9 protein-coding genes are annotated in these 12,218 nt (G+C 66.5%); 5 read left to right on the top strand and 4 right to left on the bottom strand.

The annotated features are described in order from the left end of the window. From ACFDSW_RS00155 to ACFDSW_RS00135, 5 genes are all read left to right on the top strand, one after another. Positions 1-750 (top strand): aldehyde dehydrogenase family protein (locus ACFDSW_RS00155; RefSeq protein WP_375248243.1); only part of this gene is annotated, 750 nt, incomplete at its 5' end. Between the two features lie 41 nt (positions 751-791). Next, entirely contained in the window at positions 792-1,592 is an 801-nt protein-coding gene (locus tag ACFDSW_RS00150) for an IclR family transcriptional regulator (protein WP_375248242.1), read from the top strand. Between the two features lie 212 nt (positions 1,593-1,804). Next, complete coding sequence (locus ACFDSW_RS00145) at positions 1,805-2,545, top strand: ABC transporter ATP-binding protein (RefSeq protein ID WP_375248241.1); 741 nt, start codon at positions 1,805-1,807, stop codon at positions 2,543-2,545. Continuing rightward, a complete protein-coding gene (locus ACFDSW_RS00140; RefSeq protein WP_375248240.1) occupies positions 2,542-3,981 on the top strand; it encodes an ABC transporter permease in 1,440 nt (479 codons plus the stop codon). Before ACFDSW_RS00145 ends, ACFDSW_RS00140 begins: the two co-directional genes overlap by 4 nt. Continuing rightward, positions 3,978-5,240: a DUF3526 domain-containing protein gene (locus ACFDSW_RS00135; protein ID WP_375248239.1), complete on the top strand. Its 1,263-nt coding sequence runs from the start codon at positions 3,978-3,980 to the stop codon at positions 5,238-5,240. Before ACFDSW_RS00140 ends, ACFDSW_RS00135 begins: the two co-directional genes overlap by 4 nt. A 7-nt stretch (positions 5,241-5,247) precedes the next feature. On the opposite strand, the gene ACFDSW_RS00130 is transcribed toward ACFDSW_RS00135, so the two are convergent. From ACFDSW_RS00130 to ACFDSW_RS00115, 4 genes are all read right to left on the bottom strand, one after another. Next, positions 5,248-7,038, bottom strand: a complete 1,791-nt coding sequence (locus tag ACFDSW_RS00130; RefSeq protein ID WP_375248238.1) for a M14 family metallopeptidase — start codon at positions 7,036-7,038, stop codon at positions 5,248-5,250. A gap of 13 nt (positions 7,039-7,051) precedes the next feature. After that, positions 7,052-9,133 (bottom strand): TonB-dependent siderophore receptor, encoded by a 2,082-nt coding sequence (locus ACFDSW_RS00125; RefSeq protein WP_375248262.1) that lies wholly within the window; start codon positions 9,131-9,133, stop codon positions 7,052-7,054. 299 nt (positions 9,134-9,432) lie between these two features. Next, positions 9,433-11,373, bottom strand: a complete 1,941-nt coding sequence (locus ACFDSW_RS00120; protein ID WP_375248237.1) for a TonB-dependent receptor — start codon at positions 11,371-11,373, stop codon at positions 9,433-9,435. A 130-nt stretch (positions 11,374-11,503) separates the two neighbouring features. Further along, entirely contained in the window at positions 11,504-12,205 is a 702-nt protein-coding gene (locus tag ACFDSW_RS00115) for a class I SAM-dependent methyltransferase (RefSeq protein ID WP_375248236.1), read from the bottom strand. Between the last annotated feature and the right edge of the window lie 13 nt (positions 12,206-12,218).

Genomic DNA, 12,218 nt, shown 5'->3' with positions numbered 1-12,218 from the left:
GTCGCGGGCGGGCGGATCGCGCGCCAGACACTGGAACTGGGCGGCAAATCGGCGGCGATCGTCCTCGACGATTACGATATCGACCTTGCTGCCGACGCCATCGCCGGGCGGGCCTGTGACCTGACCGGACAGGTTTGCGCCGCGCTCAGCCGGGTCATCGTCGGCGCGGACCGCCACGACGCGCTCCTCGAAGCGCTCGCCGCGCGGCTGGGCGGCATCCGGGTCGGCGACCCGTTCGATCCGACGTCACAGATGGGGCCGCTTGCCACCGCCCGACAGCGCGACCGGGTGGAAGGCTATATCGCTTCCGCTCGCCACGACGGCTTCACCCTGGCGACCGGCGGCGGACGGCCTCGACACCTCAATCGCGGCTGGTTCGTGGAGCCGACCGTCTTCGGCCATGTCGACAATGCGTCACGCCTGGCGCGCGAGGAAGTGTTCGGCCCTGTCCTGGCGGTCATCCCGGCCCGCGATGAAACGGTGGCGATTGCGCTCGCCGACGACAGCCCTTTCGGTCTGGCCGGCGCGGTGTTCACTCACGATCCCGATCGCGCCTATGCCGTGGCCCGCCGCATCCGTACCGGCACGATGAGCCACAACGGATTGAAGCTCGACTTTTCGATCGCCTTTGGTGGCTTCAAACAATCCGGCGTCGGCCGCGAGGGCGGCGTCGAAGGGCTGATGCCATATCTCGAAACCAAGACGGTCCTCCTCGCCGACCGCCCCTCGCACCTGGGCACGCGAGCATGAGGGCCGGCGTCGTTCGGTCACAGCGCCTGATCCTCCCTTCGTTGACCAGCGCCGCCGCGGCGCATAGCCATGCCGATATGACGAAGGACGGCGAGCCGCAGGGCAAAGGAAAATTGGTCGGGGCGGTGGTGCAAACCGTTCGCTTGCTGCGGGTCCTCGCCGCCAGTGACGAGCCACTGGGCGTCAGCGCCGCCGCACGTGCGGCGCAGGTCAACACGTCCACCGCCTTCAACGTGCTGCGCACCTTGACCGCGGAGGGGATGACCACCTTCGACGAGGCGACCAAGACCTATCGTCTCGGCAGCGGCCTGTTCGAACTGGCGAAGCGATTGCTGACCAGCAACGTCGCGGACCTGCTGCGCGCCGAGCTGCCGCGGCTGGCGGCGGAGACGGGGCGATTGATCGCGTTGTGGGAAGTGGTCGACGACCGCGTCGTGCTGATCGATCGCGCGCTCGTCAATCGGCCTGTCCGGCTGGACCTCGCCGTCACGCAGCGGATGCCCCTGATGCTCGGCGCGGTCGGCCGAGCCGCCGCCGCCCAACTGCAGTTGAGCGATGCCGAGCTGCGTCGCGGGTTCAGGGCATTGCGCTGGGCCGGTAACATCGACGCGGCCCGATATATCGGCGAGGTCCGCACCGCGCAGAGGAACGGTTATGGTGTCGATCGCGACACGCTCTACACCGGGATCGTCGCCATCGCCGCCATCGTGGCGGACGAGAACGGCCGCCCGGCCTTTGGGCTTTCCGCTATCGACCTGAGCAACAACATCGACGACGATGAAGTGGCGGTGGTGGGACAGACACTCGCGGCGGCGGCGGAAAAGTTTTCACTGGCAAAGTGAACAAGCGCCCGCGCTCATGATCCCGCGCGACAGCGTCTAATCAGTGAACGCTCGGCCCTCTCCATAGCGACCTGCCATCGCGGAGCGCTTCCGGCCGCCGCCGGCGAGGGCCGGCGCCGGGCATTGAGGACAGGCGCCCGTCATGCAATGATACATTGTAACGGCGCGCCGCATGCTGCACAGGCGAACCGCACCCGCGCATCGAGGTATTCATGTCGTTCACATCGCCGGCTCCGATCCTGATCGAAGACCTGACCCTCGCTTATGGTGACCACCAGGTTCTCGATGGCCTTTCGTTGCGGGTCGAGGCGAGCAGCATCACCGCTCTGTTGGGTGGCAATGGCGCGGGCAAGTCGACGACCCTGTCCGCGCTGCTGGGCTTCGCGCGTGCGACGTCGGGACGGATCGCCGTCTGCGGCATCGACCCGGGCGCCGATCCGGACGGCGCTCGCCGACACATCGCCTATCTACCCGAGAATGTCGCGCTGTACGACCATCTCTCCGCGGTTGAGAATGCCGACTATCTGCTGGCGCTGAGTGACGAGCGGAAGGGAACGGATACGATCACCGACGCGCTGCGGGCCGCCGGCCTGCAAGAGCGTGCGTGGCACCAGCGGCTGGGCGGCTTCTCGAAAGGCATGCGACAGAAGGTCGCGATCGCAGTCGCGCTGTTGCGCGCGGTGCCCGTGCTGCTGCTCGACGAGCCGACCTCGGGCCTTGATCCCCGGGCCACGGCCGACTTCAACGCGCTGGTCGCGGCAGTGCGCGAACGCGGCACCGCCGTACTGATGGTGACGCACGACCTGTTGAGCGCGGCGGATGTTGCCGACGAGATCGCCTTCCTCGAAGCCGGTCGCGTCGCACACCGGGTCACCGCGAGCGGTGCCGACCGGTTCGACGTGCGTGCGCTCCACGCGCGGTTCCAGGTCGGCAGCGACCGGATAGCGGCATGAGGATCGTTCGGCTGATCGCACGGGACGAACTGCGCCTCATGCTACGCAATCGCGTCGCGCTGATCGCGTTCGCGTTGATCATGCTGCTGACCCTGGTCGCGATAGCGAGCAGTTGGTCGCACCAGCGCAGCATCGCCGACCTGCGAGCGCGGCACCAGCATGAGGCAGAGCACGCCTTCGACGCCCAGCCCGACCGGCATCCGCATCGCATGGTGCATTATGGCCATTTCATCTTCCGCCCGCCCGGCCCGCTTGCCGCGTTCGATCCCGGTGTCGATGCGTTTACGGGCAACAGCATGTTTCTGGAGGGGCACCGCCAGAACACCGCCAATTTCGGTGACGTGCGACAAAGCTCGCTGTTGCTCCGGTTCGGGCAGCTGACCCCCGCCTTCGTCCTCCAGATCATCGCGCCGCTGCTCATGATCTTTCTCGGCTTCGGCGCGCTGGCCCGCGAAACGGAGCGTGGCACCCTCAGCCTGCTGATGCTGCAAGGCGCCTCTCGCGGGCAGGTGGTCGCGGGCAAGCTGCTCGCGCTTGGCCTGGTCGCCGCTGCCGTTGCGGCGCCAGCGATACTCGGCCTCGTCGCCATCGCCGGGCAGCCCGGTGCACTGGCGTTGCCCATGCTGACGATCGCGCTCGGTTACCTTCTCTATCTCGGGCTGTGGACGGTGCTGATCGTCTTCGTCTCGACGATGGTGCGGCGCAGCCGTGACTCACTGCTGGTGCTGGTGGCGCTATGGGCGGTCACCACAATATTGCTGCCGCGCGCCGTGCCGGACGTGGCCGCCAATGCCGTGCCGCTCCGCAATCGGCTGCAAACCGACGTTGCCATCGCCCGGGATCTGCGCCGGCTCGGCGACAGCCACAATCCCGACGACCCTCATTTTGCGCAATTCAAGCAGCGATTGCTCGATCGCTACAAGGTGACGCGCGTCGAGGATCTGCCGCTCAACTACAAAGGACTGCTGGCCATCGAAGGCGAGCGGCTGACATCCGGGCTGTTCGATCGTTATGCCGGTGAAAGCTATACCGCCCAGACACGCCAGAATGGCCTGGTGGACGCGAGCGGCCTGCTGAGCCCCGCCATCGCGCTGCGCGGATTGTCGATGGCCGCGGCGGGCACCGACTTCGCCGCACACCGGCGCTTCCTCGAACAGGCTGAGGCCTATCGTTACGCGCTCGTCCAGCGATTGAACCGGATGGAGGCCGAGGCGGTGAGCTATGCCGACGATACGGCAACCGACGCAGACGCGGATCGCCGCAAACGGGTCGCCGCGACGAACTGGCAGGCGATGCCGGATTTCCGCTTCGTCGCGCCCGACGGCTCGATGCTGGCCCGCGCCGCGCTACCCGGGCTGGCCCTGCTGGCCGTGTGGCTGGCGGGCGCTTCGGCCCTGCTCGCGCTCGCTACCCGCCGACTGGGAGCACGTCGATGACCCTGTGGGCCCACGAACTGCGCCTGCTACTGCGCCAGCGCTTAAGCGCGTTTGCGCTGGTGCTGCTCGCATTGCTGAGCGTCGCCGCCATCGTGGCGGGCATGGCGGAGATCGCCCGACAGCGAGCCGCGATCGCCGCGATCCCGGCCGCACAGGCGGAGGATATCGGCGCCGTCGCTGACTATGTGGATCGCACCAGGGACGCCGGCAGCGCCGCTTATTACAGCTTCCATCCCACGTGGGACGCACCCTCGCCACTGGCGTTCGCGGCGCTTGGCATGCGCGACGTCTCACCGTTCATCCTGCGGGTACGCGCATTGGGATTGGAGGCGCAGATTTACGACGGGGATACGTTCAATCCCGAACTCGCGCTGCCGGGGCGCTTCGACTTCGCCTTCGTCCTGGTATTCCTCGCACCATTGTTCGTCATCGCACTGTTCCACGATCTTGTGTCAGGCGAGCGCGAGGCCGGGCGGCAGCGAACGCTGGACGCTTTGCCACGCGGAGGCGCTGCGCTGTGGCGGCGGCGGACGCTGCTGCGGCTCGCGCTGCTCTGGACGGCGCTCGCCCTTCCCTTTGCGATCGCGGCCGCCATCGAGGGGGTTGCGACAGGGCCGATCCTCATCGTGCTCGCCGTGACGCTCGCCTATCTGCTCTTCTGGATCGCGCTCACCGCGCTTGTCGCACGCTGCCGCTGGAGCTCGGTCGCCAACGCCGCCACGCTGGCCGCGCTGTGGCTGGTGCTGGTGCTGATCGTGCCGACCCTCGGCCACGTCGCGATCAATCGCGCGGTGCCGATCGCGCAAGGGGCGGAGATCGCGTTGGCGCAGCGCGAGGCCGTCAATCATGCCTGGGATATCCCCCGCGATGATACGATGCGACGCTTCTATGCCGCGCATCCCGAATGGGCGGACTCGCCGCCGCTCGGGTCCGAGTTCCATTACAAATGGTATCTCGCCTTCCACCAGAACGCTGATGAGGGCGTTGCCGGTCAAGTGCGTGCCTATCGCGAGGGGCTGGAGCGGCGCGACCGGGCCGGGCGTGCGCTCGGCTGGCTGTTGCCGTCGGTCGGCGTGCAGGGGCTGCTCACCCGGCTGGCGCACACCGACCTTGCCGGACAGCTCGCCTATCAGGATCGCATCCGCGCCTATCACGCCCGGCTGCGGTCCTTCTACTACGGCTACCTCTTCCGCGACCGGCCGTTCGCCAAGGCGGACTTCCGGCGCGCGCCACGGTTCGACGACGACACCGCGAGTTGATCGCCCGTCACTTCAGTTCGCGGGCGATCGGGTAGCGTAGCGGATAAGGGTGGCCCGGCCCCGCCTGCGCATAGAGCCAGGCCAGACGCGCATCCGGGTCCGCCGCGAAGGCCGGCTCGGCGCGCAACTTCGCGTCGAACCGGGCCTTGACCGAGGGATCGGTCGCCAGCAGCCGCTCGCCGAGCGCGGCTAGCACGAAGGCGTCGGTGTTAGGCGGGGGCGCCAGCATTTCGGGAAAGAATCCCCAGGCAAGGAACGAGTCCTGGCTTTCGGGCTCCAGCAGCGACGCCGCCAGCAGTCCGAGCGGCTGGTCGGCGGGGACGCGAACACTGCCCGCCGGCATCACCTGCTCGGCCTGGGCATGCACGAAGCGCGCGGTGATCGGGTAGCGTCCCTCGTTCGGCTGCGAGAGCCTGGGATCGACGAGGCGGACCTGATCGAGCCTGAGCGTCTGCGGCGTGTGAATCGTCTCGAACGTGATGCCGTGCAGGCGCAGGCGATCGATCACCTCCCCTTGCGCGGCCGGGACCCACCATGCCGTTGGCAAGCGCACGGTTTCCGTCGGTATCTGGCCGATGATCGGCATCCGGAAGGTGATCGGCTTGGCAAGCCAGCGCTGCTCCGCGCGCCCCGACGCGGGCGACAGATAGGTTTCGAACGCCACTCCCTTGAAATCATCGATCCAGCCGATCGGCGTGGCGGTCGGCTTCCACCGCGTCAGTAATGCCGTCGGTCGGCTCGCGCGGTCCGCCGCCTTCGCCGCGATGATGCGCGCGCGATCGCTTGCGGCGATCTTCAACGCCGCCTCGAGCAGCACGTAAGTGCCGAGCACGCGCTGGCGGTAGGGCTTGAGCATGTGGTTCTCGACCAGCACGGTCGGCATGCCGATGAAATCGCCGTATCCGGTCGAGTAGCGCGGCCCCTCGGGCGCGTAGCGAATGCCACGCTCCGGATGACGTGTGTCGATCGGGCTGGGATAGATGGTCGGCGTATGGCCCGCAGCGATGAGCGCCTTCGTCACCGCCGGACCGAAGCGATCCTCCAGCCACCCCGCCGTGGCGCGGTGGCGCGCATATTTGCCCCAGCCGGCGTAGGTAAAGGTCACGTCATATTGCATGTCGAAGCCTTCGCTGACGTGGCAATCGACGTACAGGATCGGATCGAGCGAGCGGATCAGCGCAATCATCGCGCGCGATTCCGGCGCGTCCAGCTTGGCATAGTCGCGGTTCAGGTCGATGTTCCGCGCATTGGCGTCGCGGCCCTTTTCCACAGGGCCGCGAAGATGCGGGAAATTGTACGCGCTCATCTGTTCGTGGCCATCGATATTGTAGATCGGCACGAACACCAGGTCGATCTGGTCGAGCAGATCGCCCTTGCCCCGCAACGCTATGTCGCGCAGCAGCATGAGCCCGGCGTCCTTGCCGTCGATCTCGCCGGCGTGAATGCCGCCCTGCACCAGCGCCACCGGCTTGGTCCTGCCCCCGGTGCTGGCGCGAACGTAGAGCATGTCGCGCCCTTCCGCGGTGCGGCCGAACGATCCCACAGTGATCAGTGGAGATGCGGCCGCGAGCCGCTCCAGCCACGAACGAACCTCGGCATAGCGTGGCGTCGTCGCGAATCCCGCCGCTTCCGCCGGCGTGATCCATGGGTCGTTCGCCGACACGATCAGCCGCTCGCTCGCCCCTGACCATGGAAGGGCCGCGGGAAGGATGGCGGGCGACAGCGGCACCGACTGAGCCAGGGCGGGCACCGCGGCGAACAACGCACTCCCCGCGACGGTACAAAGGCTCAAACGCATGAAAGGCATCCGATCAGAACGTGGTCCGCAGGCCGATCGTCGCGGTACGCGGTGCGCCCGGCTGCACCCAGACCGGCGAATAGCTGTTGGCATACCAATGTTCGTCGAACAGATTGGTGATCGAACCGAACAGCTCCACGTCCTGCATCAGCTCGATCTGGCCGAACACCCGCACCAGCCGATGCGCGGGCAGCTCGAAATCGGTGCCGGTCTCACCACTGCGCCGGCTGACATATTGAATGCCGGCGCCAAGCAGCGCGTCGCGATCGCCGATCGTGAAACGCTTTGCCGCCTGTACGTTCAGATTGTGGTCGGGAATGTTGATCAGCCGGTCGCCGGGCTCGATCTGGAACGAGAAGTTCGGGTCGAGCACGCGCGAGCGCGCCTCCGCGTCGGTATAGGCGTAGCTCAGGAGCAGGTCGATATCGCCCGGCAGCTTGCCGTTGACGTCCAGTTCGATCCCGCGGCTGCGCGCCTTGCCGATCGCGACCGAGAAGCCCGGATTGAGCGTGTCGGTGGCGAGGACATTGGATTTCTCAAGCTGATAAACGGCCAGCGTGCCGGTAAGCCGGCCACCCAGCGCGCTCAGCTTCGCGCCCGCCTCGATCGATTTGCTCGTTTCCGGCTCGAAGACGTTGCCATCCGCACCCGCCCCGATGTTAGCGCGATACCCTTCGCCATAGGCCGCGTAGAGCGTCAGCGGATTGCTCACTTCGTACACGATGCCGGCCTGCGGGCTGAACCGGCTGCGCCTGCGGCGGCCGAGCACGCTTGTCAGTCGATTGTCGACGCGCAACAGGAAGTCGTCGAAACGCCCGCCGATGCGCACCTGCAACCGGTCGGTAAGGCTGATCTGATCCTGAAGGTACGCCCCCATCGTGCGCTGCTCATCCAGGCGGTTCGTAATGGGGGCGGTCACCGGCACCGGATAGCGGCCGTACGCCGGATTCCGCAGATCGAGCACATAGCCCGCGCGATCGGTGGTGGTGGGCGTCACGACCGGCCCGCGATAACGGGTGAAGAGCTGATCAGTATCGAAATAATCGAAGTCGCCGCCGATCAGCACGCGGTGGCGAAGCGCCCCGGTGTTGAACTCTCCCGAGATTTCCGCGCGCAGCACGCTGTGTTCGGACGTATAGCGCCGGGTGCGCCGCTGGCGCGACAGCGAATAGCCATCGACGAAGAGCTTTTGCCGAGCGCGCGCCGTCTCCGCGTCCGACGAGGCGCCGCTCAGCAGCGTGTCGCGGTGGCTGGCACCAAGCAGCAGACTCCAGCGATCGCTAAAGTCATGTTGCATGCGCAACTGGTGCCCGGTCGCGCGCGCCACCGTGTCGCCATCGCTCGGCTCACCCAGAAACCGGGAGCGCGGAACGGTGTCGAAGTTGCCGTTCAACACCACGATCCCACGGTCAAACGGCACCTCGACGCGCGTCCATTCGAAATCATAGGTCAGGCGTGTGTCGGCGCCGATGCCAAGGCCGATCGACGGCAGGAAACCCCAGCGCTTCTGCTCCACCGTGTCGCGGAACGTGTCGCCGCTTTCCGCATAGCCGATCAGCCTGGCGGTAAGGTTATCGGTCAGCGCGATGTTGGTATCCCCCTCCGCACGCACCGTATCGAAGCTGCGATACTGCAGCGACGCGGTGCCGAAGGTGCGACCGAGTTCCGCCTGCTTGGTGACCAGGTTGATCGAGCCGCCTGGCTCCCCGCGCCCCAGCACCGCTGCGGCGGGGCCCTTCAATACCTCGACCCGTTCGATCCCGGCGACATCGCGCTGCCCGCTGAAGCCGCGCCCGGCGTTGAAGCCATTGACGAGATAGCCGCTGGGCAGATTTTCGTCACCGGCGAAGCCGCGTATGGCGAAACTGTCCCATAGCCCACCCAGGGTATTCTGCCGCACGACGGAAGCGTTGAGATCAAGCGCATCGGTAAGCCGCAGGATGTTGTTCTCCTTGATCACCGCCTCATCGATGACGGCGATCGCCTGAGGGATCTCGTGTATCGTGAAGTTTCCGCGGTACGACTGGCGCACACCCGTGATGGTGATCGGCTCGCGCTCCTCCCCGGCGGGCAGGGCATCGTCGATGTCTGCCATCGCGGGCGAACACGCCAGCGCGATCGCGAGGGGGATGGCGCTGCTCTTCGCGGCAGCGTGCGTATGAAAGCGCACGTGGACGAGTTCCTTATGGTTAGATGGGCGCCGATCGGCTCCGCGCTGCTGATCCGTTTCAGGCCTGATGCCGTCGCCGCGCTCCGCCGTCAATGAGATGATGTTTCATTACACGCGCCTCGTGTTCGCCAAGGCTATCGGCAAGGCTTAAATGTCGCCTTTCGCCAGGCCGGGAGCGGCATTCCGGATCATCAACGGGATACTCGGGCGCTTTATGTGGCGCCTTACAGCGTGATCTTCACCCCGCCCCGGACCTGGCGCGGTTCGACCGATCGACTGTGGATACCCTCGACGCCGTCAAATGGTTCGCCAGGCAGGCGCGAGGCATAGTAATAATCTGCATCGGCTCGCCTGGTGTTGAAGACGTTGAGCAGGTCGGCGCCGATTTCGAAGCGTCCGAACCTTTTGCCAATATGAAAATTGGCGACGGTGGTGGCTGGCGCACGAACGCTATTGTCTTCGATCAGCGGACGTGGGCCGATGCGGCGAACACGAAGTGCTGCATTGATGTCGTCATAGGTAACGGTCGCGCTTAGCGAGGCGGCGGACTCGAGTGCATTGGGGATACGGTCAAAGCCGGGCGCATCGGTGAAGCGGGCGTGATTGGTCGCGTAGATTGCATCGAGCGACAGCCAGCGGGCCGGTCGAACATACAGCGTCGCTTCCCAGCCCCGCCGCTTGCTGGGACCGGACGGGGTGACGGTACCATCGTCACCCGAATAGACGAGCTCGCCCGCGGATCGCGCGAACCACTGATCGAAGGTGAACACGATCGGTCCGCGCTCGATGCGCGTGCCGACCTCATAGGTCGTGCCGCGCACCAGGCCCGGGGTCGGGTCCGCCGCCGCAACGACGCCGCGTGCGCTGTTGGAATGGAAACCCTGGCCGTAATTGGCATAGAGCGCGATGCCCGGCAGCAGCTTCAACGCCGCGCTGAACTTGGGCGTGAAGATGTCGTCGCTGACCACCCCGCTGGTCGCGGCGCCGGCCAGCGCGGTCTGACGGAAACGATAATGGTCATAGCGGCCGCCGCCCGTCAGTGTCAGCGACGTCAACGGCGTCCAGCGCAGCTCCCCATAACCGGCATAGGAAGTCTCGAGCACGTCGCCGAGGCTGGTCGTACCGATCCGGCGGCCCTGCAGGGTATGATACAGGCCGAGATCGTCGATCCGGTCTGCCTGCGCGTCGGCGCCGAGCGTGAGCTGCAGGTGATCGGTCAATCCGAAGCGTCGGCTGATACGACCGCCGTAGGTCCAGCGATGTTCAGCCTGCTCCAACTCGTCGCCATTGACCGGATCGTCGAGGAAAAAAGTGAAGTTCGAGATCAGATCGAAGTCGTAATGCTGCGCATAGGCCACCGCCGAAAAGTGCTCACCGTCCAGTTGCAGCGTCGCCACCTGCCGCGATGTGCTGCCGCGCAGATACGGGTCGAGCGTGCCGAAGCGATCGGGCAGCAGCGTGCCGATCGCGCGGACCGGGATCTGTTCGGTCGGCTGCCAGCTCGCGTCATATTCCGAGAAACTGGCACGCAGCGTGCCAAGGTCGGTATCGACCGTATATTTGACGAGTGCGGAACCATGGCGCAGCCGCTCCGGCAGTGCCCAGGGGCCATTGTTCTTCTTCAGTTCGCCGGCGAACAGCAGATCGCCCTGGCCCAGCCGCAGCGAGCCGACCCCGGCCAGCCGCAGATAGCCGAAGCTGCCCGCTTCCAGCGACGCATAAGGGCGCGCGATCCGGTCCAGCGTCTTGAGCGAGGCCGACGCGACCAGCGAGAAATCGCCATCCTGCGCGCGATACGGCCCCTTGCGATACTCCATGCTGCCGATGACCTCGGGGATGAGGCCGTTGAGATCGAGATAGCCCTGCCCGTGCGCCTGACTGCGCAGATTGTAGGGCATGCCGTCGATCGCGATCGTGAAGTCGGTGCCGTGGTCGAGGCTGTAGCCGCGAATATAATATTGCGCCGCCTTGCCGCCGCCCGAGTGCTGGACGGCGAGCAGGCCCGGCACCGCCTCGGCGAGTTCGCTGGTCCGCAACACCGGCCGCTGGCGCAGTTCCTCGCCAGAGAGCGTGCCGTCGCTGGCCGAATGCGTGTCCCCGATCCGGCGCGCGGCGCGCCCCGTCACGACGATATCGTCGGACGTGGCCTGGGTGTGATCCGGCACTGCCCATGTGCCATCCGCTACCGCCTGCTGCGCGCGGGCGGGTTGACCGGCCAGTATCGCGATCGGGAGAACGGCGCGGAGTGCGCGTCTTCTCCAATATCTTCGCCGTACAGGAACGCGATCCGCCGTCCTACGCATGGCCGACCCAGCCGCGCCAGGTGAAGGCGGCAAAGAACAGCTCGGCGTCAGCGAAGCCGCCCTCCCGCAGCATCGCCTCGTCCTCGTCCGGCGCGAACATCGTGACGCTCGCCGCGACGGCCGCGTGGGCCGTTGCCACCTGCTCGGGATGGGCGCCCGAAGCGAGTGCATAATCGGCATAGCGCCGCAGCCAGCGTGACCGAGCGGCAGGCTCCTGCGGAAAGCTGCCGTGCGCGGCAACGAACGGTGCGCCGGGCTTGAGACGATCGTGGATCGCCCGCACGGTCCGCCCGCGCTCGATCCTGTCAAGAAAGTGCAGCGTCAGCAGGCAGGTCGCCGCATCGAACGGCCCCGCGGGAGCATCGTCGATGTAACCCTCCACCAGCGTCACCCGGGGGGCGAGCGACCCGAGCGTCCGCTCGGCGAGTTGGAGCATGTCAGGCGACGGGTCGATGCCGACGAACGTCCAGCCGGGCTGAGCCTCGGCCAGCGCCTTCAGCTCAAGGCCGCCGCCCGCGCCCACCACCAGCACATGAGCGTCCGCCGGAGCATGCTCGGCCAGCAGGATGGCGGTCGTCCGGTGCAGCGCGTCGCGGCCCGGCACGAAGCGGCTCGTCACTTCGGCGTAGTTGGCGACGAAATCCGGGTCCTCGAAATTGCTCAGCATCGGGCTGCCACTATCATCATCCGCCATTCGGCATCCTTTT

The sequence above is a fragment of the Sphingomonas sp. genome (genome assembly GCF_042091075.1).
Classification (GTDB): Bacteria; Pseudomonadota; Alphaproteobacteria; order Sphingomonadales; family Sphingomonadaceae; genus Sphingomonas.
The sequence above is the reverse complement of the archived record's forward strand: the minus strand, read 5'-3'. Positions and strand labels throughout refer to the sequence as shown.